The 26,998-nt window shown below is 66.2% G+C and carries 21 protein-coding genes; 13 read left to right on the top strand and 8 right to left on the bottom strand.

The genetic code is table 11. The annotated features are described in order from the left end of the window. The first annotated feature begins 34 nt into the window (after positions 1-34). From AC5P6E_RS13210 to AC5P6E_RS13180, 7 genes are all read left to right on the top strand, one after another. Complete coding sequence (locus AC5P6E_RS13210; protein ID WP_049408975.1) at positions 35-3,091, top strand: TonB-dependent receptor; 3,057 nt, start codon at positions 35-37, stop codon at positions 3,089-3,091. A gap of 248 nt (positions 3,092-3,339) precedes the next feature. Beyond that, entirely contained in the window at positions 3,340-4,944 is a 1,605-nt protein-coding gene (locus tag AC5P6E_RS13205) for a glucoamylase family protein (RefSeq protein ID WP_010486724.1), read from the top strand. Positions 4,945-4,948: 4 nt separating this feature from the next. Beyond that, a complete protein-coding gene (locus AC5P6E_RS13200; protein WP_010486726.1) occupies positions 4,949-6,289 on the top strand; it encodes a sugar ABC transporter substrate-binding protein in 1,341 nt (446 codons plus the stop codon). Continuing rightward, complete coding sequence (locus AC5P6E_RS13195) at positions 6,286-7,167, top strand: carbohydrate ABC transporter permease (protein WP_006378065.1); 882 nt, start codon at positions 6,286-6,288, stop codon at positions 7,165-7,167. Before AC5P6E_RS13200 ends, AC5P6E_RS13195 begins: the two co-directional genes overlap by 4 nt. After that, positions 7,164-8,000 carry a carbohydrate ABC transporter permease gene (locus AC5P6E_RS13190; protein ID WP_006378064.1) on the top strand — a complete coding sequence of 279 codons (837 nt, stop codon included), beginning with the start codon at positions 7,164-7,166 and terminating at the stop codon, positions 7,998-8,000. The genes AC5P6E_RS13195 and AC5P6E_RS13190 overlap by 4 nt, the downstream gene beginning before the upstream one ends. Further along, positions 7,997-11,164 (top strand): discoidin domain-containing protein, encoded by a 3,168-nt coding sequence (locus AC5P6E_RS13185; RefSeq protein ID WP_495231046.1) that lies wholly within the window; start codon positions 7,997-7,999, stop codon positions 11,162-11,164. The genes AC5P6E_RS13190 and AC5P6E_RS13185 overlap by 4 nt, the downstream gene beginning before the upstream one ends. A 2-nt stretch (positions 11,165-11,166) precedes the next feature. Further along, positions 11,167-12,054, top strand: a complete 888-nt coding sequence (locus AC5P6E_RS13180; RefSeq protein ID WP_019336628.1) for an endonuclease/exonuclease/phosphatase family protein — start codon at positions 11,167-11,169, stop codon at positions 12,052-12,054. Between the two features lie 177 nt (positions 12,055-12,231). Here the strand turns inward: AC5P6E_RS13180 and rne are convergent, their stop codons facing one another. Further along, on the bottom strand, positions 12,232-15,492 hold the full coding sequence (gene rne, locus AC5P6E_RS13175; RefSeq protein ID WP_495231045.1) for a ribonuclease E: 3,261 nt from the start codon (positions 15,490-15,492) through the stop codon (positions 12,232-12,234). A gap of 407 nt (positions 15,493-15,899) precedes the next feature. Here rne and AC5P6E_RS13170 point away from each other — a divergent pair, with 407 nt between their 5' ends. After that, positions 15,900-16,874, top strand: a complete 975-nt coding sequence (locus AC5P6E_RS13170) for an RluA family pseudouridine synthase (RefSeq protein WP_029550681.1) — start codon at positions 15,900-15,902, stop codon at positions 16,872-16,874. Between the two features lie 560 nt (positions 16,875-17,434). Here AC5P6E_RS13170 and zupT read toward each other — a convergent pair. The 3 genes from zupT to AC5P6E_RS13155 all read right to left on the bottom strand — a co-directional run bounded on the left by zupT (position 17,435) and on the right by AC5P6E_RS13155 (position 19,106). Continuing rightward, positions 17,435-18,244, bottom strand: a complete 810-nt coding sequence (gene zupT / locus AC5P6E_RS13165; protein ID WP_010486740.1) for a zinc transporter ZupT — start codon at positions 18,242-18,244, stop codon at positions 17,435-17,437. A gap of 98 nt (positions 18,245-18,342) precedes the next feature. Next, positions 18,343-18,759 carry an energy transducer TonB gene (locus AC5P6E_RS13160; protein ID WP_010486743.1) on the bottom strand — a complete coding sequence of 139 codons (417 nt, stop codon included), beginning with the start codon at positions 18,757-18,759 and terminating at the stop codon, positions 18,343-18,345. Continuing rightward, on the bottom strand, positions 18,756-19,106 hold the full coding sequence (locus AC5P6E_RS13155) for a 4a-hydroxytetrahydrobiopterin dehydratase (RefSeq protein ID WP_005417612.1): 351 nt from the start codon (positions 19,104-19,106) through the stop codon (positions 18,756-18,758). Before AC5P6E_RS13155 ends, AC5P6E_RS13160 begins: the two co-directional genes overlap by 4 nt. A 90-nt stretch (positions 19,107-19,196) precedes the next feature. On the opposite strand from AC5P6E_RS13155, the gene AC5P6E_RS13150 reads away from it, so the two are divergent. Both AC5P6E_RS13150 and AC5P6E_RS13145 read left to right on the top strand, forming a co-directional pair. Beyond that, positions 19,197-19,796 (top strand): NfuA family Fe-S biogenesis protein, encoded by a 600-nt coding sequence (locus AC5P6E_RS13150; RefSeq protein WP_010486746.1) that lies wholly within the window; start codon positions 19,197-19,199, stop codon positions 19,794-19,796. Positions 19,797-19,806: 10 nt separating this feature from the next. Further along, a complete protein-coding gene (locus AC5P6E_RS13145; protein WP_125438337.1) occupies positions 19,807-21,573 on the top strand; it encodes a hypothetical protein in 1,767 nt (588 codons plus the stop codon). A gap of 142 nt (positions 21,574-21,715) precedes the next feature. Here AC5P6E_RS13145 and AC5P6E_RS13140 read toward each other — a convergent pair whose 3' ends face one another. After that, positions 21,716-22,129: a barstar family protein gene (locus AC5P6E_RS13140; RefSeq protein WP_010486750.1), complete on the bottom strand. Its 414-nt coding sequence runs from the start codon at positions 22,127-22,129 to the stop codon at positions 21,716-21,718. Next, on the bottom strand, positions 22,129-22,581 hold the full coding sequence (locus AC5P6E_RS13135) for a guanyl-specific ribonuclease (RefSeq protein ID WP_029380094.1): 453 nt from the start codon (positions 22,579-22,581) through the stop codon (positions 22,129-22,131). The genes AC5P6E_RS13140 and AC5P6E_RS13135 overlap by 1 nt, the downstream gene beginning before the upstream one ends. A gap of 220 nt (positions 22,582-22,801) precedes the next feature. Between AC5P6E_RS13135 and AC5P6E_RS13130 the strand changes: the two genes are divergently transcribed. Continuing rightward, the gene (locus tag AC5P6E_RS13130) at positions 22,802-23,413 is read left to right on the top strand and encodes a superoxide dismutase (protein WP_005410310.1); all 612 of its coding nucleotides are present in this window, start codon (positions 22,802-22,804) and stop codon (positions 23,411-23,413) included. A gap of 60 nt (positions 23,414-23,473) precedes the next feature. On the opposite strand, the gene AC5P6E_RS13125 is transcribed toward AC5P6E_RS13130, so the two are convergent. Continuing rightward, on the bottom strand, positions 23,474-24,322 hold the full coding sequence (locus tag AC5P6E_RS13125; protein WP_197577313.1) for an endonuclease/exonuclease/phosphatase family protein: 849 nt from the start codon (positions 24,320-24,322) through the stop codon (positions 23,474-23,476). 163 nt (positions 24,323-24,485) lie between these two features. On the opposite strand from AC5P6E_RS13125, the gene AC5P6E_RS13120 reads away from it, so the two are divergent. Further along, positions 24,486-26,051 (top strand): POT-type proton-dependent oligopeptide transporter, encoded by a 1,566-nt coding sequence (locus AC5P6E_RS13120; protein WP_049409328.1) that lies wholly within the window; start codon positions 24,486-24,488, stop codon positions 26,049-26,051. A gap of 7 nt (positions 26,052-26,058) precedes the next feature. Then, a complete protein-coding gene (locus tag AC5P6E_RS13115) occupies positions 26,059-26,685 on the top strand; it encodes a rhomboid family intramembrane serine protease (protein ID WP_010486760.1) in 627 nt (208 codons plus the stop codon). A gap of 43 nt (positions 26,686-26,728) precedes the next feature. Here the strand turns inward: AC5P6E_RS13115 and AC5P6E_RS13110 are convergent, their stop codons facing one another. Further along, complete coding sequence (locus AC5P6E_RS13110) at positions 26,729-26,914, bottom strand: hypothetical protein (RefSeq protein WP_032952776.1); 186 nt, start codon at positions 26,912-26,914, stop codon at positions 26,729-26,731. Between the last annotated feature and the right edge of the window lie 84 nt (positions 26,915-26,998).

Genomic DNA, 26,998 nt, shown 5'->3' with positions numbered 1-26,998 from the left:
CGCGAGCGGTTACCGCCACCCGGAGATTGAGTTGATGATGCACACCACCTTCCGCACGCCGGCACGCCGGCTGCTGAGCACCGCACTGGTCAGCTGCCTGATGCTGGCCGCCGCTCCGAACGTCATGGCGCAGTCGGCCAATGCCAGCCTGCGCGGCCAGGTATCCGGCGCCCAGGCCGGCGCCGAAGTGACCGCCACCAACGTCGCCACCGGCACCGTCCGTCGCGGCACCGTCCGCGCCGACGGCAGCTACTCGCTGATGGGCCTGGACCCAGGCACCTACGACGTGGTCGCCAACGGCCAGTCGCAGAAGGTCACCGTCACCGTGGCCTCGACCGCGACGCTGAACTTTGCCGGCGCTGCCAGCAGCACCCCGGGTTCGACCGCGGCCACCAACCTGGACACCGTCAACGTCGTCGCGCCGACCCTGCTGCAGGAAGTGCGCACGTCCGAAGTCGGCAAGACCGTCAGCCTGCAGCAGATCCAGACCACCCCGCAGGTCTCGCGCAACTTCCTGGAGTTCGCCGACGCGGTGCCGGGCATGATCTTCACCCGCGATGCCAAGGGCAATACTTCGCTGCGTGGCGGCGCGACCAACTCCGACGGCACCAACGTCTACATCGACGGCGTGGGCCAGAAGAGCTACGTCAAGGGCGGCGGCGTGGCCGGTCAGTCCGGCAGTGCCGGTAACCCGTTCCCGCAGCTGGCCATCGGCGAGTACAAGGTCATCACCGGCAACTACAAGGCCGAGTACGGCCAGGTGTCCAGTGCAGCGGTCACGGCCGCGACCAAGTCGGGTACCAACGAGTTCAAGGGTGAAACCTTCTACCGTTATACCAACGACAGCATGCGCGCGATGACCCCGGCCGAGCGTCAGCCGGGCAAGGGCAAGGAGGATTCGGCCGAGAAGGAATACGGCTTCGCCCTGGGCGGCCCGATCGTCAAGGACAAGGCCCACTTCTTCGTGACCTATGAAGCCAAGCGCTTCGATCTGCCGGTGACCATCGCACCGCATGGTGCGGTGACCAACAAGGCCAACCGCGTCCCGGCTGATGCCCAGGCCGGCCTGGGCCCGGCCAGCCAGCCGTTCCAGCAGGACCTGATCTTCGCCAAGGTCGACTTCGAGCCGACCGACAACGATCGCCTGGAACTGACCTTCCAGGACCGTGATGAAACCCAGCAGCAGTTCTCGGACCAGACCGCGCCGATGCACGGCAAGGAAACCAAGAACACTGACCGTCGTTACGCGCTGCGCTGGAACCACAGCGGTGAGCGTTACTACAACGAGCTGATGGTTACCCACGAGGACTCGTTCAACAATCCCAAGCCGCTGAGCATGGGCAACGGTTTCAACTACACCGCGCCGGACGGCAAGAGCGAGGAGCGCGCCATCGTCTCGATCGGTGGTTCCTCGGCAATGTCGTCGCAGGTGAAGGGCCAGAAGGGCTGGTCGATCGAAGACAACCTGACCCTGGATGGCATCGAGTGGGCGGGCGACCACACCATCAAGATGGGTGCCAAGTACAAGCAGATCGACCTGTACGCCTCCGATGCGGCGCAGATCAATCCGCAGTTCTACTACACCATCGACAACCCGACCTTCCCGGACAGCATCCCGTACAAGGCACAGTTCGTGAAGCCGGTCACCGGCGTGTCCGGCGTGTCTGGCGAAGTGCGCTCGAAGGTGAAGCAGATCGGTCTGTTCATCCAGGATGACTGGCAGGTCAACGACCATCTGCAGCTGAACCTCGGCCTGCGCTGGGACTACGAGAAGAACCCGTCCTATCTGGACTTCGTGACCCCGCCGGAAGTGGTCAATGCGCTGTTCGCGCAGGATCCGCGTGCCGCCGCTGGCCAGAGCTACGCCGACACGCTGGCGCTGAGCGGCCTGAACATCAACGATTACATCAGCAACGGCCACAACCGCAAGGCATTCAAGAATGCCTGGCAGCCGCGTCTGGGTTTCTCGTATGACATCAATGCCGACGAGCAGCACGTGATCCACGGCGGTGCCGGTCGTTCCTACGACCGCGACCTGTTCGACTACCTGCAGCTGGAAACCACCAAGCTGGCCCTGCCGCAGCCGACGATCTACTTCCGCAATCCGGCAACCGGTCAGTGCTTCCAGGGCAACGCCGCGTGCTATGACTGGAACCCGAATCTGCTCAACGGTATCGGCAACCTCCAGAGCCTGGTCGGTTCGACCAGCAATGCCGGCCTGGAAGTCGACCTGCTGAACAACAATCTGAAGGTCCCCTACGCTGACCAGTTCAGCCTGGGCATGAGCAATCAGATCGGCGACTGGCTGACCGACGCCACCATCTCGCGCACGCTCACCTATGACGGCTTCGCCTTCACCCTGGGTAATCGCTACCCGACCGGCAACTTCTTCGACGATCCGCGTCTGTGCGGTGGCACCGAAGCCGGTCTGGGCCAGGCGTGGAGCTGCAACGTGCCGGGCTTCGGCAGCCTGATCATCGGCCAGCAGGGCATCAAGACCCGTGCTACCCAGATCCTGTTGTCGGCGCAGAAGCCGTTCACCCAAGAAAGCGGCTGGGGCACCTCCATCGCCTATACCTGGACCACCGCCCGCCACAACCGTGACATCAACGAGCACTACGCGTTCGACCGTGGCGTGATCGGTGATTATCCGACCATCCGCTCCAACGGCGCGCCGCGTCACCGCCTGGTGGTGACCGGTTCGTATGCGGGCTTCTGGGGCATCACCTTCGGTGGCAAGATTACCCTGGCCACCCCGACCGCGATCAACGACTGGTACGGCGTGCCGCAGGCCAATGGCTTCGACCTGCCGACCCCGATGGCGGCGGTTCCGGGTGGCAACGGCAAGTTCCTGCTGGGTGGCAAGATCTTCGGTTATCGCTCGGTCGACCTGCAGGCGACGAAGACGTTCAAGATGCCGGGCGATACCGAGCTGTATGCGCGTATCGACATCATCAACGTGTTCAACTTCGACAATTTCTCGAACTACAACTACTACAAGAATGGCAAGTTGACCGCGAGCTACAACGAGACCGGCGACATCGTCGGTACGCCGCGCCAGATCAAGGCCGAAGTGGGCTTCCGCTTCTAAGCCCGGATGTAGATGCACGACCCGATGCCGCCGTTCCGCCGGCGGCATCGGCTGCTTGAAAACGGCAATGGCCGGCCCCGCGCCGGTCCATTGCCCATGCCGCTGTCGGCCAGGGGGCAGCGGCATGGGCAATGATCGCGGTGTCAAACCACGTTTTTCGTGGTTTTTTCAGAACGCATCTTGTAAACGATTTCAGATCATTGGACGGTATGCTTTCCCATCGATCAGACCACCGGAGAAATCGCGCCATGCAGGCACGCCATCTGTTGTCCGCCGCAGCGTTGAGCCTGGCCGTGGCCGCCTGCCAGCCGGCCCAGCAGGAACCTGCCAAGCCGCGGCCGCCGGTGATCCTGATCGAGGCCGACGCACCGCCGCGGCCGATGAAGCCGGTGCTGCCGCCGTTGTTCGATGACATCGAGCGTCGTACCTTCCAGTTCTTCTGGGATACCACCAACGAGATCAATGGCCTGACCCCGGACCGCTATCCGTCGCGGCCGTTCGCCAGCATCGCCTCGGTCGGCTTCGCACTGACCGCGTACCCGATCGGCATCGAGAACGGCTGGGTCAGCCGCAACCAGGCGATCGACCGCACCCTGACCACGCTGAAGTTCTTCCGCGACGTGCCGATGGGCCCGCAGCGCACCGGCAAGGCCGGCTACAAGGGCTTCTACTACCACTTCCTGGACATGCAGGAAGGGCGTCGCTACGACAGCTGGGTTGAGCTGTCCTCGGTGGATACCGCGCTGCTGATGATGGGCGTGCTGTTCGCGCAGTCGTACTACGACGGCGACGATCCGCGTGAGAAGGAGATCCGCCAGATCGCCGACACGTTGTACAAGAAGGTCGACTGGCCGTGGCTGCAGCAGCGTGCACCGCTGATCTCGATGGGCTGGTTCCCCGAGAGCGGCTTCATCGACCACGACTGGATGGGCTACAACGAGGCGATGATGGTCTACATCCTTGCCCTGGGCTCGCCGACGCACCCGGTCAGCCCGGATGCGTGGACGGTGTGGACGCGTACCTATGACAACGACTGGGGCGTCTACCAGGGCCAGGAATACCTGTCCTTCGGCCCGCTGTTCGGCCACCAGTACAGCCACGTCTGGATCGACTTCCGCGATATCCAGGATGCGTACATGCGCGAGCGCGGCAGCACCTACTTCCTCAACAGCCGCTCGGCCGCACTGGCCCAGCGCGAGTACGCCATCGCCAACCCGATGCAGTGGAAGGAGTATGGCGAGAATGTGTGGGGCCTGACCGCCAGTGATGGACCACAGAACACCACCCAGGACTATCGCGGCGAGCAGCGCCAGTTCCGCCATTACTCCTCGCGCGGCGCCGGCCTGCGCGAGAACTTCGATGACGGCACCATCGCTCCCACCGCTGCGATCGCGTCGGTGGTGTTCGCGCCGGAGCAGGTGATTCCGGCCACGCTGGAGATGCACAAGCGCTTTGGCGATTACATCTACTCCAGCTACGGCTTCCTGGATTCATTCAACCCCAGCTTCAACTACGACATCCCGATCAAGACCGGCCGCCTGGTGCCGGATCGCGGCTGGGTCGCCAGCGATTACATCGCCATCGATCAGGGCCCGATCCTGACCATGATCGCCAACTACCGCGATGACTTCGTCTGGGAAGTCATGAAGAAGAACCCGTACATCCGCAAGGGCCTGGAACGGGCCGGGTTCAGTGGTGGCTGGCTGGCACCGGAAGGTTCGTTCCAGCCGCTGGAACTGCAGAAAGACGAAAAGGCCGCGGCGGCACGCGCGGTGGGTATCGCCGAATCACGCGCGGCTGCCGCGCAGGAACAGAAGAACAATGCCAACCGCACCACAGGCCAGGGCAAGTAACCCGATGCCGAACTGGATCGACCGCCTGCGCCGCTGGGCGCTGCCTGCCCTGGCCGCATTGGCCGTGGCCGGCTGCGCCCGTACCGATCCGGGCACCACCACCGTACGTTTCTGGGCGATGGGCCGCGAGGCGGAGGTGGTCAGCGAGCTGATCCATGAGTTCGAGGCCGAGAATCCGGGCATCAAGGTGGATGTGCAGAACATCCCGTGGACGGCCGCGCACGAGAAGCTGCTGACCGCGTTCGCCGCCGACGGCCTGCCGGACGTGTGCCAGCTGGGCAACACCTGGGTGCCGGAGTTCGCCGAGCTGGATGCGCTGACCCCGCTGCAGCCGTTCGTGCAGCGCTCGGCTGTGGTCGACCCGAAGGACTACTTCCAAGGCATCTGGGATACCAATGTGATCCACGGCGAGCTGGTGGGCGTGCCGTGGTATGTCGATACGCGCCTGATCTTCTACCGCAAGGATCTGCTGGCCAAGGCCGGTTACGACCACCCGCCGCGCACGTGGCAGGAGTGGGACGAACAGATGGCGGCGATCAAGCGCATGCAGGGCCCGAACCGCTATGCGGTGCTGATGCCGATCAACGAGTTCGAGCAGCAGCTGTCGCTGGCGCTGCAGCAGCCCGATCCGCTGCTGCGCGACGATGACACCCGCGGCAATTTCGCCAGCCCGGGGTTCCGCCGCACGCTGGCCTTCTACGCCAACATGTTTGAGCAGGGCTGGGCGCCGAAGATGTCCGAGACGCAGATCTCCAACGTCTGGGACGAGTTTTTCCGTGGCTTCAATGTGTTCTACATCTCCGGCCCCTGGAACATCCGCGAGTTCAAGAAGCTGCAGCCCAAGGAGCTGGAAGGGCAGTGGGGCACGGCCGCGTTGCCGGGTCCGGACGGTCCGGGCGCCGGTATTGCCGGTGGCACCAGCCTGGTGATCTTCCGCAAGTCGCAGCAGAAGGAAGCCTCCTGGAGGCTGATCGAGTTCCTGTCGCGCCCGGAAATCCAGGCCCGCTTCCATTCCATCATCGGCGACCTGCCGCCGCGTCGCAGTACCTGGAACGCACCGTCGCTGGCCAATGATCCTCTGGCCGCTGCGTTCCGTGACCAGCTGGAGCGGGTCAAGCCGACGCCGAAGGTGCTTGAGTGGGAGCGCATCGTGCAGGAAATGCGCATCGTCACCGAGAAGGTGGTGCGTGGTGGCCTGGCGCAGGACAAGGCCGTGGAAGAGCTGGACCAGCGCGTGGACAAGGTGCTGGCCAAGCGCCGCTGGATGCATGAACAACAACGCCTGCAGCAGCGCGTGCCGTCGCCGCAATCGAGCAGTGCCGTGGCCGCCGGGAGCGCGCAATGAAACGTACTTCGCTTGCCGGCTGGATTTTCGCCGGTCCCTCGCTGATCGTGCTGGGCATGTTCTTCGGCCTGCCGGTCGCCTCGGCGCTGGCGCTGAGCGTGACCGACTTCGACCTCTATGCACTGGCTGACAGCAGCAACCTGCGGTTCGTCGGCCTCGGCAATTACATCGATCTGCTGCAGACGCCGATGTTCTGGAAGTCGCTGTGGAACACCACCTACTTCGTGTTGATCGGCGTGCCGTTGTCGATTGGCGTGTCGCTGGGTGCGGCGATGCTGCTGAATGCACCGGCCGCACGCTTCAAGGCGCTGTTCCGCACCGCCCTGTTCGCGCCGGTGGTGACCACGCTGGTGGCGGTGGCGGTGATCTGGCGCTACCTGTTCCATACCAGCTACGGCCTGGTGAACTACGGCCTGGGCCATCTGGGCATCAGTCCGATCGACTGGCTGGGCGATCCCAACTGGGCGATGCCGACCATCATGCTGTTCGCGGTGTGGAAGAACTTCGGCTACAACATGGTGATCTTCCTGGCCGGCCTGCAGGCCATCCCGCATGATCTGTACGAGGCGGCCCGTATCGACGGTGCTTCGCGCTGGAAGCAGTTCCTGCACATCACCCTGCCGATGCTCGGCCCGGTGCTGCTGGTGGTCGGCGTGATCACCGTGTCGGGCTACTTCCAGCTGTTCGCCGAACCGTACGTGATGACCCGCGGCGACCCACTGCAGAGCACCGTCAGCGTGCTGTATTTCATGTTCGAGGAAGGCTTCAAGTGGTGGAACCTGGGGCGCGCCTCCGCAGTGGCGTTCCTGCTGTTCCTGATCATCCTGGCGGTGACCACCGTGATGCTGCGTTTCGGCCGCAAGAGGCAGTTGGTATGAGTCGTGAAATCGGCCAGTCGCGCTGGTACCCGTGGTTGATCAATGGTGCGTTGCTGGTGCTGGCCCTGGTCAGCCTGGCGCCGCTGCTGTGGATGCTCTCGGTCTCGTTCATGCCGCAGGGCGAGGCGACCCACTTCCCGCCGCCGCTGCTGCCATCGAGCATCACCACGCGCAACTACCATGAGTTGTTCGCGCGCACCGGCATGGGCGGCAACTTCGCCAACAGCCTGCTGGTGTCGGTCGGTATCACGCTGGGTTCGCTGCTGCTCAACACGATGGCCGGCTATGCCTTCGCCAAGCTGAACTTCGTCGGCCGCGAGCGCCTGTTCCAGGTGCTGATGGCGGCGCTGGTGATTCCGGCGCAGGTGGCGATGCTGCCGCTGTTCCTGCTGATGAAGCAGCTGGGCCTGGTCAACAGCTTCGGCGGCGTGATCGTGCCGGCGCTGGCCAGCGTGTTCGGCATCTTCCTGGTGCGGCAGTACGCGCGTTCGATTCCGGACGAGCTGCTGGAAGCGGCCCGCATCGACGGGGCAGGGGAGCTGCGCATCTTCTTCCAGATCGTGCTGCCGATGCTCAAGCCCGTGCTGGTGACCCTGGCGATCTTCACCTTCATGGGGGCATGGAACGATTTCATGTGGCCGTTGATCGTGTTGACCGATCAGGAGCACTACACTTTGCCGGTGGCGCTGGCCACCCTCTCGCGCGAGCACATCATGGACGTGGAAATGATGATGGCCGGCGCGGTGGTCACCGTGGTCCCGGTGCTGGCGCTGTTCCTGGTGCTGCAGCGGTACTACATCCAAGGTCTGTTGCTGGGGAGCGTCAAGGGATGAAGCGAGCGATCGCTGTTGGACTGGGCCTGTTGTGGACCTCCCTGGCGATCGCCGCACCCCCGGCGCTGCCGGCACCGAAGGTGCTGGACGACTTCGACGACATCGCGGCCTGGAAGCTGGTGCTGTCCGACCAGGTCAGCGGTTCGCTACGGCCGGTCAGCGGCGCCGGTGGTGGCCGCGCGCTGTGCCTGGACTATGACTTCCACGATGTCTCCGGCTACGTCGGCATCCGTCGCGCGCTGAACATCGAATACCCGGTCAATTACCGCTTCGGTTTCCAGCTGCGCGGTGATTCGCCGGGCAACGACCTGCAGTTCAAGCTGATCGATACCAGTGGCGACAACGTCTGGTGGGTCAACCGGCCCGGCTACAGCTTCCCCAGGGCGTGGACGCCGGTCGAGTACCGCCGCCGCCAGATCGACAAGGCGTGGGGTCCCTCGCCCGAGAAGGAGATGGCACGCAGTGCTGCGGTCGAGTTCACGATCTACAGCAAGGTCGGCGGCCGCGGCACGGTGTGCTTCGACAAGCTGACCCTGCAGGGCCTGCCAGCTCAGGATGATTCGGCGCTGGTGCCATCGGTGATTGCCGATACCGCCACCGCGCTGCAGGACCGCATGATCGACGGCAAGAGCGATACGTTCTGGATCAGTGGTGGCGTCAAGCAGCAGACCATCAGCCTGGACCTGCACAAGAGCCGCGAGATCGGCGGTGCGGTGATCGACTGGCTGCCGAATCTGGAAGCCCGCCGCTATACCGTGCGCACTTCCGAGGATGGCCGTGACTGGCGTACCGTGCGTGAAGTGACCAGTGGTGCCGGTGGCCGCGACTGGCTGGCGCTGCCGGACACCGATGCGCGCTACGTGCGCTTCGATCTGCGGGACGGGCCGAACTGGCGCTATGGCATCCGTGACATCACGCTCAAGCCGCTGGCCTTTGCCGCCACCCCGAACGCTTTTCTCTCCTCGGTCGCCGCCGACCTGCCACGCGGCTCGCTGCCACGTGCTTATGTGGGTGAGCAGCCGTACTGGACCCTGCTCGGCCTCGATGGCGGCCAGGAACAGGCGCTGATCAGCGAGGACGGCGCACTGGAGCCGGCCAAGGGCAGCTTCAGCATCGAACCGTTCATCCGCCTCGATGGCAAGCTGCTGGACTGGTCGAAGGTGGCGATCACCCAGTCGCTGCAGGATCATTACCTGCCGATCGCCAACGTCGATTGGGTGCATGAAAAGGTTGGCCTGGCGGTGACCGGCTTCGTGCAGGGCACGCCGGAGCGCGCGCAGCTGATCGGCCGCTACCGGCTGAGCAATCCGGACAAGGTCGCACACGAATACACCTTGGCACTGGCGATCCGTCCGTGGCAGGTCAATCCGCCCACGCAGTTCCTCAACACCGTCGGTGGCTTCAGCCGCATCGATGCACTGGATGTCGGCGAGCAGCTGGTGCGGGTCAACGGCGAGCCGCGCCTCTATCCGCTGCAGGTGCCGGACGCGCGCTTTGCCAGTACGTTCGATGGCAAGCTCGATGCGATGCACCTGGCGGACGGCAAGTACCCGGCTGAGACCGCGGTGAAGGACAGCACCGGCATGGCGTCGGGCGCGTTGATCTATACGATCAAGCTCGAGCCTGGCCAGAGCCGCGAGGTGGCGGTGGTGCTGCCACAGACCGGTGGCTGGGCGCCGCAGGCGCTGGACGTGGCCAAGGCGCAGGCGCAGGTGGCCGAACAATGGCGCAAGAAGCTGGGCGTGGTCTCGCTGCAGGTGCCCGCTGCAGGCCAACCGCTGGTCGACACCCTGCGCACGGCGGTCGCGCACATGCTGATCTCGCGGGTCGGGCCGCGGCTGCAGCCGGGCACGCGTTCGTATGCGCGCAGCTGGATCCGAGATGGCGCGATGATTTCCGAGGGCCTGCTGCGCATGGGCCGCAGCGATGCGGTGCGTGACTACATCAACTGGTATGCGCCGTACCAGTTCGAGAACGGCAAGGTGCCGTGCTGCGTCGATGCGCGCGGCAGTGATCCGGTGCCGGAGAACGACAGCCATGGCGAGCTGATCTACAGCATCGCCGAGTACGGGCGTTACACCGGCGACAGCACCTTCACCGAGCTGATGTGGCCGCACGTGCAGGGCGCTTACAGCTACATGGAGCAGCTGCGCGCCAGCGAGCGCACCGAAGAGAACCGCGCGCGCAACCCGGCGTTCTACGGGATGATGCCGGCCTCGATCAGCCACGAAGGCTATTCGGCCAAGCCGATGCACTCGTACTGGGACAACTTCTGGGCGTTGCGCGGCTACAAGGACGCGGCGCTGCTGGCGACCCAGCTGGGTAAGGTCGAGGCGATGCAGATTGCCGAATCGCGCGATCAGTTCAGGGATGACCTGCAGGCCTCGCTGTTGTCGGCGATGCAGCAGCACAGCATCGACTACCTGCCGGGCTCGGCCGAGCTGGGTGACTTCGACGCGACGTCGACCACCATCGCACTGGCCCCGGGCGGCGAGCAGGGCAGGCTGCCGCAGCAGGCGCTGGAGGCGACCTTCGAACGCTACTGGAACGAGTTCGTCGCGCGGCGCGATGGCAAGCGCGAGTGGAAGGACTACACCCCGTACGAATGGCGCAACGTGGCCGCGTTCGTGCGCCTGGGCTGGCGCGACCGCGCCTGGCAGGCCACCGAGTTCTTCTTCAAGGACCGCGCACCGCAGGCCTGGAACCAGTGGGCCGAAGTGGTCTCGCGCACGCCGCGCAAGCCGTTCTTCGTCGGTGACCTGCCGCATGCCTGGGTGGCCTCGGACTTCGTGCGCTCGGCCTTGGACATGTTCGCCTACAACCGTGACATGGACGATGCGCTGGTGCTGGCCGCCGGCGTACCGAGCGCGTGGCTGCAGGGTGAGGGTGTCGCGGTGCAGGGCCTGCGTACGCCACAGGGCCAGCTCAATTACCGCCTGCAGCGCAGCGACAAGCAGCTGGTGCTGGAGGTGCAGCCGGGCCTGGTGCCGCCGGTGGGGGGCGTGGTGCTGCCATGGCCGTACGCGGGTGATCCGGGCGAGGTGACGGTCAACGGCGAAGCCGCCGAGTGGATCAACAAGGAACTGCACGTGCACCAGCTGCCGGCGCGGATCGAGATCGAAGTGCCGAGCGCGGTGCGCCGCGCCGAGCGCAAGGGACAGTAACGATGAAGCAGCAGGGGGCGAGGGTGCGCACATCGGTGCGTGCCCTGGGGCTGGCCATTGCATTGACATTGCCGGGCGTGTTGATGGCGGCCGAACCGGCTGCCACGACCGCGGCGCCCGACGTTGCCAGCGCGCCGGGCATGAGCATGGTCACCTTCAACCTGCATCATGACCGCGAAGACTGGCCGAGCCGGCGCCGCACCATTCTGGCCGAACTCAAGCGCCTGCAGCCGGATGCGGTTGCCCTGCAGGAGGTGATCCAGCGCCGCAACGTGCGCAACCAGGCGCAATGGCTGGCCAGCCAACTCGGCTACAGGTACGTGTTCGTGTCCACCGATCCGGTTGGGGCGCCCAAGCGCTACGGCAATGCGCTGCTGACGCGGCGGCCGATTCTCGCCCAGGGGGATCATCTGCTGCAGCCGTTGGACGACTACCGCACGGTTGCTCACCTGCGCATCGACGTCGATGGCACGCCGGTGAACGTCTATGCCACGCACCTCAACGAGCGCAGTGACGAGAGCGGGCAGCGCATCCGCCGCAGCCAGGTCGAGGACCTGCTGCGCTTCATCACTGCAACGTCGGCCGGTGCTCCGGTGGTGATCGCCGGCGACTTCAATGCGCTGGTGGATGCTGGTGACCTGAGCGAGCTGCGCAGCCACTACGGCGACAGCTACGGCAGCGTGCACGTCAACACTGACCTGGCCGGGGTCAGTACATTGAACCGGCACTACTACCAGGCACCCTCGCGGATCGACCACATCTTCTTCCAGCAGGACGAGATGGTCGCGCGTGAGGCCAAGCTGCTGTTCGACCAGCCCGATGACAGCGGTCGCTGGGCCTCGGACCACTACGGCGTGTGGACCCGTCTGCAGTTCGCGCCGAAACCCTGACGGAGCACGCTTCGGTAGGTGCCAACCTTGGTTGGCACGGACGTGTCCGCGTCCGCTCCAACAACGGCGCCGACCAAGGTCGGCCTCTTCCAGAGCGCTGCACGCACCCGATGCACAAACAAAAACGGCGGGGATCATTGATCCCCGCCGTTTCGTTTTCATGCGATCAAAGAGCGATCAGTTCGCCGGCGGCGTGCGCTTGGCGGCCTCTTCGTCTTCTTCATCGGCCTTGGCTTCTGCAGCCTGGGCTGCAGCGTCGGCATGGCCATCGGCGACCGGGTCGATCGACGGCGTCACCACCGCTTCGGCGACTGGGGCAGCGGCTTCGATCGGCGCGGCTTCCACCGCCACCGGAACGACCGGCTGTTCGGCGGCCACGACGGGCTCAACGACCGGCTTGGCTTCAACCACCGGCGCAGCCTCAACGGCCTCCGGATTGGCTTCAACCACCGGAGTGGCTTCGACGATCTCCGGCTTGGCTTCAACCACCGGCGCAGCTTCGACCGCCGCCGGCTTCGCTTCGATCACCGGAGCGGCTTCAGCCACCGGGGCTGCTTCAACCGCGACCGGCTGTGCTTCGGTCACCGGCGCAATGACTTCGATCACCGGCGCGGCAGCGGCTACCGGCTGGGCCGGGGTCGCGGCGTCGATGGCATCGAGCATGCTGGTCTGCACCGGCGAGGACACCGCTTCGGTCTTCGCAGCAGCTTCGGCCGGGGCCTGCACTTCAGCCACGACCGGGGCGGCGGCTTCGACCACGGCGCTGCTCACCACGGCAACCGGTGCGGCGGCAACGGCGGCGGCAGCACGGACCGGCTTCGAGGCGTCGGCAACGACCGGCTCGACTTCGTCATCGAAGTCGAACTCCGGCTGCGAACGGGCCGGCTGCGCAACAGCGACCGGCGCAGTGCCGGCAGTACTGTCGACGTTCGGCTCGGCGCCGTCGGCGTCATCACTGTCATCACCCTCGTCCTGGTCATCACCCAGAGCGTCGCTGCCGGCGGCGTTCTCGGCGCCACCGCGACGACGACGACGGCCACCACGACGGCCACGGCGACGGCGGGTCGCGCCTTCGCCTGCCTGCTCGCCATTGGCGTCGGTTGCGGCCTCTTCACCGGCAACCGCAACCACCTCGGCCTCGTTGGCACCGGTCTCGACCGCTACTGCGGCGTCCACCGGAGCGGCGGCCACCGGGGCGACCGGTGCAGTGGCTTCCTGTGCGGTCACCCCATTGGCGGCGGCGGCCGTGGCGGCCACTGCTGCTGCCGCGGTCACGGCGTCGACCGGTGCATCGGCGGCACCGCGCTGCGGCTTCTCGGCCGGCTTGTCGCCGTCCTGCTGCTGCGGACGCGGCTGCTTGGGCTGCTTCAGCTTCGGCTGCTGCTGGTTCTGGTTCTGGCCCTGCTGCTCGTTGCGCGGCTTGTTCTGCTGCTGCGGCTGCTGCTGGCCATCCTTCTGCTGCGGCTCCTTCTGCTTGCCCTGCTGCGGCTGCGGCTGCGGCTGGGCATTGCCGTTGTTGCCGTTGCGGCCATCCTTGCGCTGCTCACCGCGGTCCTTGCGGTTGCCGCCGTCCTTCTGCTGCAGCGCGTTGCCGTTGCCACGATTGTCGTCGCGACGGTCCTTGCGGTCCTTGTTGCGATCCTTGTTGCGGTCCTTGCGGCCACCGTCCTGCGACTGACGCGCCGCCGGAGCGGCCGGCGCCGGCGCCGGGGCCGGCTCGCCACCGAACACGCGCTTGAGCCAGCCGATCACGCCGCCGCTGGGGGCCGGGGCCGTCGGTGCGACCGCGACCGGGGCCGGGGCTGCCTTGGCCGGCTCTACTTCTTCGCGCACCGGGGCGGGGGAGGTGTGCTTGACCTGGGTCACCGCCGGCGGCGGGATGTTCAGCTGGCCCTTGGTCAGCGCGTGCACCGGCAACTTGCGCGGGGTGCCGCGCTGGTAGCTGGGCTTGTTGCTCTCTTCACCCAGCTCGTTCTCGCGCAGGCGGGTGACGGTGTAGTGCGGGGTGTGCAGTTGCTCGTCGGCGACGATCACGATCGGCGCCTCGTGGCGCTGCTCGATCTCGCGCAGGGCGCTGCGCTTTTCGTTCAACAGGTAGTTCGCGATCTCCACCGGGGCCTGGACCAGCACCTGCCCGGTGTTTTCCTTCATCGCATGTTCTTCGGCGACGCGGATGATCGACAGCGACAGCGACTCGACGCTGCGCATGCGGCCGTGGCCGTCGCAACGCGGGCAGACGATCTGGCTCGACTCGCCCAGGCTCGGGCGCAGGCGCTGGCGGCTCATTTCCAGCAGGCCGAAGCGCGAGATGCGGCCGACCTGAACGCGCGCGCGGTCGTACTTCAGCGCGTTGGCGAGGCGGTTCTCGACTTCGCGCTGGTGCTTGTTGGAGGCCATGTCGATGAAGTCGATCACCACCAGGCCGCCCAGGTCACGCAGGCGCAGCTGGCGGGCCACTTCTTCGGCCGCTTCCAGGTTGGTCTGGAACGCGGTGTCCTCGATGTCGCTGCCCTTGGTGGCGCGCGAGGAGTTCACGTCGACGGCGGTCAACGCTTCGGTCTGGTCGACCACGATCGAGCCGCCCGACGGCAGGCGCACGTTGCGCTCGTAGGCGCCTTCGATCTGCGATTCGATCTGGAAGCGGTTGAACAGCGGGATGTCGTCCTTGTAATGCTTGAGCTTGCGCAGGGTCTGCGGCATCACCTGCTGCATGAACTCGCGGGCGTGCTCGTACATCTCCTCGGTGTCCACCAGGATCTCGCCGATGTCGGCGCGCAGGTAGTCACGCAGGGCGCGCACGATCAGGCGCGATTCCTGGTAGATCAGGAACGGGGCCGGCTTGCTCAGCGCGGCTTCGGCGATGGCACGCCAGACGTTGAGCAGGTAGTCCAGATCCCACTGCAGCTCTTCCGCATCGCGGCCGACGCCGGCGGTACGGATGATCACGCCCATGTCGTCGGGGATGTTCAGCTTGTCCAGGGCGTCCTTCAGGGCGGCACGGTCTTCGCCTTCGATGCGACGGGACACGCCGCCGGCGCTGGGCGAGTTCGGCATCAGCACCATGTAGCGGCCGGCCAGCGAGATGAACGTGGTCAGGGCAGCGCCCTTGTTGCCACGCTCTTCCTTGTCGACCTGGACGACGATCTCCTGGCCTTCCTTCAGCAGTTCGCGGATGCCGGCCTTGTTGTGGTCGACACCGGCCTGGAAGTAGTCGCGGGAGATTTCCTTCAGCGGCAGGAAGCCATGGCGGCCACCACCGTACTCGACGAAGGCCGCTTCCAGCGAGGGCTCGATGCGGAAGATCCGGCCCTTGTAGATGTTGGACTTCTTCTGTTCCTTCGACGGCTGTTCGATGTCGATGTCATACAACGACTGGCCATCCACGATGGCAACACGCAGCTCTTCAGCCTGCGTGGCGTTGATCAGCATTCGCTTCATTGTTGCGTTCCTCGCAAGCGGCTACCGCGCGGAACGCCATGGGGTTTCGCCTCTGGACACGGTTCGCCGCCCATTCGCGCAAGCGCGGGGAGGGCGGCTTGGGTTTCCAGCGCTACGACACCACGGCAGGCCGCGGGAGCGCTTCACTCTTATGGGTTTTGGGGTGTTACAGGCCGCAGGCAGCTGTCAGCCAGGCTGGAGCGCCACGCGGGACATGTTCAGCACGGTTGCGTGTCAGGCATCCGGCGATGGCCGGGAAGGCCGGTGAGCCGCTAACATGGCCGCCCCGCGGGCGGTGGTCGCGCACTGTGCCGGATTCGTCGGAAGCTGGGCTTCTGGCCCTGAGTAACTTCCAACGAAATCAATCCCTTATCTCGCCCCCCGAGTGTAACAGAATAAACAGCCTGATGACCGCCCAAGACCCGACCAAACCCGCTGGCGACAAGCCTTCCGTGCGCATGATCACCGTTCCCGCCGACCGCGCCGGCCAGCGCCTGGACAACTTCCTGCTTGGCCAGCTGAAGGGTGCCCCGCGCAGCCTGGTCTACAAGCTGGTGCGCAGCGGCCAGGTACGGGTGAATGGCGGCCGTGCCAAGGCCGAACGCAAGCTGGAGGCGGGTGACGAGGTGCGTGTGCCGCCGGTCCGTCTCAGTGAGGAGGGAGACAAGGCCGGCCCGCCGGAGGCGTTCATGCGCCGCCTGGAGCAGGCCATTGTCTTCGAGGACGCCCGCCTGCTGGCCCTGAACAAGCCCACCGGCGTGGCCAGCCACGGTGGCAGCGGCATCAGCTTCGGCGCCATCGAGACCCTGCGCGCGCTGCGCCCGGGGCAGACCCTGGAGCTGGTCCACCGGCTGGATCGCGACACCTCGGGCCTGTTGATCGTGGCCAAGAAGCGGTCGGCGCTGAGCGAACTGCAGGCGCTGCTGCGTGAAGACCACGGTGCCGGCATCCGCAAGCGCTACCTGACGCTGTTGGCCGGACGCATGCCCGACGGCGTGATGACGGTTGACGCGCCGTTGCACGTGGGCCTGCGCCAGGGCGGCGAGCGCCATGTGCAGGTCAATGCGATCGGCAAGGAATCGATCAGCCACTTCCGGGTACTGGAACGTCGTGGCGGCCATTCATACTGCGAGGTGCGTATCGAGACCGGCCGCACCCACCAGATCCGCGTGCATGCCCAGCATCTGGGGCATCCAGTGGCCGGTGACGACAAATACGGCGATCCGGCGGTCAACAAGCGGCTTCGTGAGCAGATCGGCCTGAAACGCCTGTTCCTGCACGCGGCTTCGCTGGAGTTCGCGCTGGATGACGGCAAGAGCCCATACGTGCTGAACGCGCCGCTGGCGGATGAGCTGGTTGAGGCGCTGGACCGGCTGAAGTAGCCTCTGCGAGGGGCTGACCGGCCAACGGGCGGAGCCCCCTCGCGGCTGGCCTCCAAAGCGGGATTCCGGTTTTGGTCGGTCCGGATGGGTTGGCGGGGGACGCCGTGAACCCATCCTTGGGGGCTTGGCCGCGGCATCCATGCCGCACCCACCCCGCCAACTCATCCGGGCCGCCCTTCGACAGATCGCGTGTGCGTCAGCAACGGAACATCAAAAGAAGAGCAGACCCGGGCCGCGTGGCGGCCCGGGTAGAGTCGAGCCACGCTCGACTCGCGCGCGCAGCGCGGGCTTCGCTTTCTTATTCTTTCATCGCGCGGCTGGCACGCACGGAAAAATGACGGGGCACGGGAGGGGTCGGCTTACAGGGGTGTCCGCCGCATGGGCCCGAGGCATGCCTCGGGCGGGTTGGGCAGGACGCCCAACCCCGGTCTTGCCGTGTGCGCAGGACAGCTCACACGAGCAAGCGGCGGACCCCCCTGCAAGCCGACCCCTCCCGTGACCTCTCGATACTGCAGGACGTACCAGCCGCGAGGGGGCTCAGCCCGTTGGCTGCAAACCCCTCACCACTTGAACAACACCAGGCTGATCGCCAGGGTGCCCATGCCGGCCACCAGGCCATACACGGTTTCGTGGCCCTTGGCATAACGCTTGGCTGCCGGCAGCAACTCATCCAGCGCAAGGAACACCATCACGCCGGCGATCAGTCCGAACACCCAGCCAAACGTGGCGTGCGACAGCGATCCTGACAACAACCAGTAGCCCAGCGCCGCGCCCACCGGTTCGGCCAGGCCGGACAGCAGGCTGGCACTGAACGCATAGAACTTGTTCTGGGTGGCGAAGTACACCGGCACCGCGATCGCGATGCCCTCGGGAATGTTGTGGATGGCGATGGCGAAGGCCAGTGGCATGCCCACCGATGGGCTTTCCAGCGTGGCAAAGAAGGTTGCCAGCCCTTCCGGGAAATTGTGCGCGGTGATCGCGACCGAGGTCAGCAGCGCGACCCGTTTCAGGTATTCGCGGCTGTTCTCTCGGAACGCGGGGTCCTGCTTGTCCAGGCTGTCGTGCGGGTTGGGAATGAAGTGGTCGATCAGCACGATCACGATCACGCCCAGCAGGAAGGCCAGGGTGCCGTAGGTGAAACCGGTACGCTCGCCATAGGCCAGCGCGAACGAAGCAATGGACTTGTTGAGGATCTCCGACAGCGACACATAGACCATCGCGCCGCCGGCGAAGGCCAGGCCGAATGCCAGCAGGCGCGGGTTGGGGCGCCGTGAGAACAGCACCAGCAGGCTGCCGATGGCGGTGGCGAGGCCGGCCGCAAGAGTGACCGCCAGTGCGATCCAGATGTTTTCGGGAGGAATCTGCAGCATGTACCGACGCGGTCCTGGTCAATAGACAACCGCCCCGGGCAAGGCCGGGGCGGCGAGGGCGAGGCGGGCGTCGGCTGGCCTCGTCGGGGCGCGGGCGATCAGCCGCCGCGGCGCAGGCGTTCTTCGATGGCGAAGCACTGGTCCGGCTTCGGCTGCGGCGGGTTGAAGCTGACCGGTACCTGGATGGTGGCCGGCACTGCAGCACCGTTGCGGGTGGCGGCCTTGAACTGCCAGCCCTGCACGGCGGTCCTGGCCAGTTCGTCCAGTTGCGGGTTGCCGGCCCCGGTCAACAGCGCGACCTCGCTCGGCTTGCCGTCGGCGCCGATGGTCACCTTGAAGGTGCTGGTGCCGCCCACGCCCATGCAGGCCAGCTCAAGCGGGTACTGCGGCGGCGGCGTCTTCACCGCGGCCACTTCGGTCGGCGGCGGCGGTGGTGGTGCCGGTGGTTCGGACGGGCCACAGCCGGCCAGGCCGGTCGCAGCGATCAGGGACAGGCTCAGCAAACGTACGTTCATGGCAGTTGCTCCGTCAGGGCCGAAGTCTTTGCCGCGCAGATGAAGTCGTTCTCGCTCAGGCCGCCCACATCGTGGGTGGAGAAGCGCACGACCGCGCGGTCGTAGTGCACGCCCAGGTCCGGATGGTGGTCCTCGTGATGGGCGATCCAGGCCAGCGCGTTCACGAAGGCCATGGTGGCGTAGTAATCCTTGAAGCGGAAGGTGCGCGTCAGGGCCTGCCCGCCCTCGCTCAGCTCCCAGCCGGGAACCTGCGGCAGCAGTTCGGCCAGGCGGGCCTCGCCAAGCTTGTGGTCGCTGCCTTTGCGCGGCACGCAACGGGCCTGGGCCAGTGGAATCAGGTCGGCCATGGGAATCTCCACCTCGTGTTGACTGAACAATGCGCCGGACGGTGTATAAACCGAATGAGCGGCTGACGCTTACTTGGCTAGAATAGCCTGATGATCCAGATCTCCGACACTGCCCAGACCCATTTCCGCAAGCTGATCGAACGCGAGGGCGTGCCCGGCATGGGCGTGCGCCTGAGCGCGGTCGACCCCGGTACCCCGCGCGCCGATGCCCGGCTGGAATTCGCCGAACCGACCGACCTGCTCGGTGACGAGTGGGCGGTGGACTGCGATGGCTTCACCCTCTACGTCGATGCGAGCAGCGTCGGCTGGCTCGACGGCGCCGAGATCGACATCGTCGCCGGCACCGCCGGTACCCAGCAGCTGACCATCAAGGCACCGCGCATCAAGGGCGAGGCCCCCGGCGATGCCGCGTCGCTGGTCGAGCGCGTGCACTGGGTGGTGGAGAACGAAGTCAATCCGCAGCTGGCCTCGCACGGCGGCAAGGTGGCCGTGCAGGAAGTTTCGGCCGACGGCGTGGTGCTGCTGCGCTTCGGTGGTGGCTGCCAGGGCTGTGGCATGGCCGACGTGACGCTCAAGCAGGGTATCGAGAAGACTCTGATGGGCCGCGTGCCGGGCGTGACCGCCGTGCGCGACGCGACCGACCACGACAGCGGCCACGCGCCGTACATCCCGCGCGGCAACGTCGCCTGACCGCTGACGCGTGCCTCTGACCCGGGCCGAGCAACTCATCGAACTGCTGCTGGCCCGCCAGCAGCCACGCGCCGTCCTCGAGAAGTCTACGCGCCTGCCCTATGGCTGGGCGCTGTGGCTGCGCTCGCTGGGCCCGCTGCCGCGGCCGTTCCACGCCCGCGAAGTGATTGCGGTATTGCTGCCGCGCCCGCTGCCTGGGCCGCCGGGTCAATCGCCCCGGCTGTCACCGTGGCAGTCGCTGCGACGGCTGTTCTGGCAGGACTGGGACGCTGCGCCGCGCGATCAGCGCTGGATGCGCTGGACCTCGGCGTTTGCCAGCGCGCTGCTGCACCTGCTGTTTTTCATGCTGCTGCTGTGGGTTGCGGTGATCCGCACCACGGCACCGGAAGCAGAGGGCGCCGAAGGCGAGCGTGTGCAGGTGGAATTCGTCGGTCGCGCCAGCCAGGAAGGTGGTGGCGATCAGCCGGGTGCCGAAGCGGCTGCGGCTGCACCGGTGGGTCAGGTTGCCGCCGGCCAGGAGGCAGGGGCAGCGGCGGCACCTGATCCACGTCCTGCGGCCGCGTCGGCGCCTGCACCCGCGCCGGCTCCAGCACCGACAGCCAGCGTGCCGTCGCCGCCGGCCGAAGCCGAGCCGGCCCCGCTTGCGGCCCCGCCACCCTCGCCGGTGCAGGCCACCGAAGTAGCGCAGGCCAGTACGGATTTCGTGGTGCCACCGGTGAGCGTGCCGCGCACCGAGGTCAGCATCGTGCCGCGTGACACCACGCCCGCAGTGCGCGAGCGCAGCGTGCAGCCGGTGCAGGCGCCGCCAACCCCAACCGCACTGCGTACGCCGGAGATCGCGGTGCGGACGCCGCAGCTGCGTGACATCCAGGTGCAGGAGCGCGAAGTCAGTACGGTCGATGCACCGGCGGTGTCGCAGCCGCTGCGCACGGCCGATGTGCAGGTGCGCGTGCCGCAGCGCGACGTGCAGGTGCGCGAGCGTGAAGTGCAGGCGGTGGTCGATCCGCAGGTGCGGATGGCAACCGTTGCCGGTCGTGATCCGGCGGTGCGTGCGCCGGCGGGTCGTGACGTACAGGTGCGCGAGCGCGAAGTAGCCTCGGCACCGGCCGCAGCCCCTTCGTCTTCCAGTGGGAATGCACCCGCGGCAACACCCGCGCCGGCAGCCAACGGCAGCGCGACGCAGGCGAGCAGCAGCACTGCGCGGCCTGCTGCATCCAGCACGACCCCGGCTCAGGCAGGAGCGCGCCCGGCCCCCAATCCGGGCAACTGGGCCACGCCCGCCAAGGGTGATGACTGGGGTGCATCGAGCCGCAACCATGACGGCGCCGACAAGGGTGCCCGCCAGGCCAGCACCACCGGCAAGGGCAGTGGCCTGTTCAATGCCGATGGCAGCGTGCGTGTGCCGGGCCAGGAAGGCGAGGGTCGTGCCGAGCGCGGTGCGCCCGGGGGTGCCAACGATGGCTGGAGCAAGGAACGCATCGCGCAATCGGGCACCTGGTTGAAGCGACCGCCTTACGACTACACGCCCACTTCGTTCGACAAGTACTGGGTCCCGCAGGAATCGCTGCTGGCCGAGTGGGTGCGCAAGGGAGTCAAGGCAATGGAGATTCCATTGCCGGGTACCAGTACGAGGATCTCCTGCGTGATCTCGATCCTGCAGGCCGGTGGTGGCTGCGGCCTGACCAATCCGAACATGCAGGACCAGCCGGCCGTGGCGCGACCGCCGCCGGACATCCCGTTCAAGAAGGAACTGCAGGAAGACAACGGGAGCCGCTAGGCAAGGCGGGGCGCCACACAGTGGCCGGCTCGCGCTTGGGTAGGTGCCAACCTTGGTTGGCACAGAAGCGCCGACCAAGGTCGGCCTCTACCGAGGCATCAGCGCATGCCGACCAAGGTCGGCATCCACCAGGGCAGTGACCTCACGCGCTCTGCGAGAGGAACACCCAGAACGGCACGTCGCGGCCGACCCAGTCGCGGCTGGCTTCGTCCATCACGTCCAGCAGGGTGTCAAAGTCCTTCTGCGTGGAGGCGCGCAACGTGTCCACGTCGGCCAGGAACAGCGCGTAACCGTTGGCCGGCAGCCACTGCAGGTCGCGCAGGTTGTCCGACAGCGCATCCCAGTTGCCGCCGAAGCCGGTCGGGAAATCCAGTTGCGCGGCCAGCCGGGCGAGCAGGGTGCGCTTGTCGCCCACGCCTTCCAGATCGATGCGGATCACCTTCAGCCCGGCATCGCGCATCGCTGCGGCCAGTGCGCCGATGTCGTCGCTGTCGATGGCGTAGACGCCAGCATTGTTGATGTCATGCAGGCCGAGGCCGAAATCATCGTGGCTCATCACTGCGCTCCCTGGGCCGGTACGGTGAAGCTGCGGAACGATTCGTAGTGGTCGTCGGTGTAGTACCACGCCTCCGGCGGATCGCCGCCGGTGACGATGCGGCGCGTGCCACGGGTGCGGGCGCCGGGGGTATCGACGGTGTATTCGCGGTAGTAGCCGCGCGGGCGCTGCGGCAGCTGCTGCTCGCGGTTGCCGAACGTGCTGCCGTCCTGGCGGTGCGGGAACGGGCCGCCACGCTGGATCAGGGCGATGGTCTGCCGGGCTTCAGCGGGCAGGAACGCGGGAAGTCCGCTGTTCTTGCCGGGCGAGGCGGTGGCCGGCGCGCGCGCGGCAGGCGCACCCTGCAGGTCCGGCGCGAACTGCGGCGCCGGCGGGCGCTGCATGAAATGGTTGACGACCAGGCCGAGCAGCAGCAGGGCGATGGCGGTGATCAGCAGCCGGGGGTTGCGCATGGGCAAGGAGCGGGCGAGGGCGGTGCAGGCACTGTAGCGCCTGTGCGCTGCACGGTGCATGAGGATGGCATCGCGTCACTGCTGCGTAACAATTGCCGTCGTGCTCACTGGCAGGACGCAATTTCCTTTACATCCCCCTTGGTAATCTGGCGGTCTGTCCCCATCATTCACCGCGCAACGCCCGACACCGTCGGGTGCCCTCGCAATCAGGAGATGCATCATGGCCTATACCCTGCCCAAGCTGTCCTACGCCTACGACGCGCTGGAACCGCACATCGATGCGGCGACGATGGAAATCCATCACACCAAGCATCACCAGACCTACATCAACAACGTCAACGCGGCGCTGGAAGGCACCGAGTACGCTGACCTGCCGGTCGAAGAACTGGTGAAGAAGCTCAAGTCGCTGCCGGAGAACCTGCAGGGTCCGGTGCGCAACAACGGTGGCGGCCATGCCAACCACTCGCTGTTCTGGACCGTGATGGCTCCGAATGCTGGCGGCAACCCGGTGGGCGACGTGGCCAAGGCCATCGACAAGGACCTGGGCGGCTTCGACAAGTTCAAGGACGCCTTCACCAAGGCTGCGCTGACCCGTTTCGGCAGCGGTTGGGCCTGGCTGAGCGTGACCCCGGACAAGAAGGTCGTGGTCGAGAGCACCGGTAACCAGGACAGCCCGCTGATGGAGGGCAACACCCCCATCCTCGGCCTGGACGTGTGGGAACACGCGTACTACCTGAAGTACCAGAACCGCCGTCCGGAATATATCGGCGCGTTCTTCAACGTCATCGACTGGAACGAGGTCGAGCGCCGTTACCAGGAAGCGATCGCCTGATCGCGGTGATGGGATGAACGGAGAAGGCCGGGGAAAACCCGGCCTTTTCTGTTGCAGGAGTCATTCGGTAGCGGCGGTATCACCCTGCAGGCGCAGGGTGGCCATCACGCCCAGGCGCAGGCCGGGCAGGTCGCCGTCGGCCGGCAGCAGGATCGGCTGCTGGCGGATGCCGCCGAAGTGCTTGACCTGGAACAGCACATCCAGGCCATGACCGCTGCTGCCGCCGCCACTGGCCGCAGGCGCCTCGACGCGACCGCCGGGATTGCGCCGGGCGGGCTGGAACCCCGGGGTGCTGCGCACGAGCTCGACGGTGGTTGCCGAGAAATCGCCGGCGATCAGGCTGGGCATGCCCTCGGCGGTGGCGCCGATCCAGGTCATCAGGTCGCTGGTCTGATGCTGGCGGGCGGTGGCCTCGTCCGGGTCCGGGCGCAGCCGTGCCACATAGATGTTGACCAGTGCCTCGCCCAGCTTCAGCCGCATCATGCCGGCGGCGCTGAAGGTGCCGGGTGGGTGCAGCAGGGTCACGCCATCCTCGCTGACCGGCAGCCGGGTCAGCATCGCGTTGCCATGCCGCAACGGCTGGCTGGGCGGATCGGCGGTAACGAAGTCGCAGCTGTAGCGCAGCCGGGTGGCGAGCCAGCAGGCCGGGTTGCGGCCCTGCTGCTGCAGCACCTGCTGCACCGAGATCACGTCCGGTTGCAGGTCGGTCAGCAACTGTGCGACCTGTTCGCGGCGCAACTTCCATTGCGCATCATCGCGGCTGGGCAGCTCCAGCGCGGCCACGGTCAGTTGGCGGGGCTCGCTTTCGCTGGCCGTTGTGGCCGGTGCCTGCGGCCGCGCCTGCACCTGCAACGCCATCAGCAGCACCAGGCAACTGAGCAGGAGACGGGCGGGGGCGAGGGGGCGCATAACGATAAGTTTACGCTTTTGTCGTGCAGGTGCCGTGACTTCCGGCACGGAGCGCGGTTGCCTGCCATGGATGGGCACCGTTGTCATGCAGCCCTGCAGCGTGCTTCGCAAGCCCTGCTTCCGGTAATCTTGCGCCTTTCGCTTTGCAGGATTGCCTTACAGGATGAGCCACGACGCAGTTGCCCCCATCGCCGGCCAGGGAAAGATGCCGCGCCAGATCCCGTACATCATCGGCAATGAGGCCTGCGAGCGGTTCAGTTTCTACGGGATGCGCAACATCCTGGTGCAGTTCCTGATCACCTCGCTGCTGCTGCAGGAAATCACTGCGGAAGGCCGTGCCGGTGAAGCCAAGGACATCATGCACAGCTTCATGATCGGCGTGTATTTCTTCCCGCTGCTCGGAGGCTGGCTGGCCGACAGGTTCTTCGGCAAGTACCACACCATTCTCTGGTTCAGCCTGGTCTACTGCGCCGGCCACTTGTGCCTGGCGTTGTTCGAGAACAGCCGCGAGGGCTTCTTCCTCGGCCTGGGCCTGATCGCGCTCGGTGCCGGCGGCATCAAGCCACTGGTGGCCTCGTTCATGGGTGATCAGTTCGACCAGAGCAACAAGCACCTGGCCAAGATCGTCTTCGACGCCTTCTACTGGATCATCAACTTCGGCTCGCTGTTCGCCTCGCTGCTGATCCCGCTGGTGCTGAAGAACTGGGGCCCGCAGTGGGCGTTCGGTATCCCGGGCATCCTGATGTTCATCGCCACCTTCGTGTTCTGGCTGGGCCGCAAGCGCTACGTGCTGGTGCCGCTGCCGCCGAAGGATCCGCATTCGTTCGCCAACGTGGTGCGTACCGCACTGACCACGCGCGTGACCGGCCAGGGCCGTCCGGGCCTGGTGATCGCCGTGCTCGGCCTGGTGCTGGCAGCAGCCTCGTTCAGCCTGGTCGGCTCGCTGGGCATCGTCATCTGCCTGTGCCTGGCGCTGGTGTCGATCCTGGCGGGCATCGGCGGCGGCACCTGGCTGCAGCTGGAGCGTGCCCGTGGCCAGCATCCGGCCGAAGCCGTGGAAGGCGTGCGCTCGGTGCTGCGCGTGCTGGTGATCTTCGCGCTGACCACGCCGTTCTTCTCGCTGTTCGACCAGAAGGCCTCGACCTGGGTCCTGCAGGGCCAGCAGATGCAGATGCCGAGCTGGTTCACCGCCTCGCAGATGCAGGCGCTGAACCCGCTGCTGGTGATGATCCTGATCCCGTTCAACAATCTGGTGCTGTACCCGGCCCTGCGCCGCTTCGGCTTCGAGCCGACCGCGCTGCGCCGCATGACCGCCGGTATCGCCTTCAGCGGCCTGGCCTGGATCGTGGTCGGCGGCATCCAGGTGGTGATGGACGGGGGCAACGCCATGTCGATCTTCTGGCAGATGCTGCCGTACGCGCTGCTGACCTTCGGTGAGGTGCTGGTCTCGGCCACCGGCCTGGAGTTCGCCTACAGCCAGGCGCCGCAGGCCATGAAGGGTGTGGTCATGAGCTTCTGGAACCTGACCACCACCATCGGCAACCTGTGGGTGCTGCTGTCCAATGCAGCCGTGCGCAATGACGTGGTGACCCACAAGATCGCCAGTACCGGCCTGAGCGAGGCGGCATTCCTGATGTTCTTCTTCGCCGGTTTCGCCTTCGTCGCGGCGTTGGCCTTCGGTTGGTACGCAAAACGCTATCGTATGGTCGACAACTACCGTAGCGCCTGAGCCTGACATGACCCCCGTCAATCTGCTGTTGATCGCCATCACCGCCATCCTGTCGTGGATGGCGTTCAACAACCGCAAGCTGGCCGACCGCCTGATCCTGTGGCCGCCGGCCATCGACCGTCACCGCCAGTACGACCGGCTGGTGACCTATGGCTTCATCCATGCCGACTGGTCGCACCTGATCTTCAACATGATCACCCTGTTCTTCTTCGGGGGATTCATCGAGAGCGTGATGGTGCAGCTGACCGGCAGCTACCTGACCTACCCGGCGTTCTACATCGGTGCGCTGCTGGTCTCGATCCTGCCCAGCTACCTGAAGAACCAGAAGAACCCGAACTATCTCAGCCTGGGTGCGTCCGGGGCGGTGTCGGCGGTGCTGTTCGCCTTCATCCTGATCAAGCCGTGGTCGATCATCCTGGTGTTCTTCATCCCGGCGCCGGCCATTGTCTACGCCGCGTTCTACGTCGGCTACAGCATCTGGATGGACAAGCGCGGCGGTGACCGCATCAACCACAGCGCCCACCTGGCGGGCGCGGCGTTCGGCGTGATCTTCATGCTGGCTATGCAGCCGAGCATCTTCACCCACTTCCTGCGCGAGCTTTCCAACCCGACCTTCCGCCTCGGCGGCGGTTGATGGCGGGAGCGGGGCGGATCGGCAGCGATCCGCCCCGGCAGGTTCAGACTGCGGTCTGCTGGCCGTAGGTGTCCAGCAGGCGGGCGAATACTTCCTCGCCGATGCGCTGGAAATCCTGGTCTTCGGTCTGCCCTTCCACCGCCAGTTGCAGCAGGCCCTCCAGCAGGGCGCGGTCGGTATCGGAATGGGGATCGCTGGGGTGCATCGGTGCCTCCGCGGTGGTGCGCATGATCAACGGTCGCAAGGGCCGTGCCAGCCTGGCCGTACCCCTCCACAGGCGATAGCGGCCGCCGGCCCTCCAGCTTGAGGGTCG

The sequence above is a fragment of the Stenotrophomonas sp. YJH_SMC_16 genome (assembly GCF_059367875.1).
This window is presented reverse-complemented; position numbering and strand designations above follow the sequence as displayed.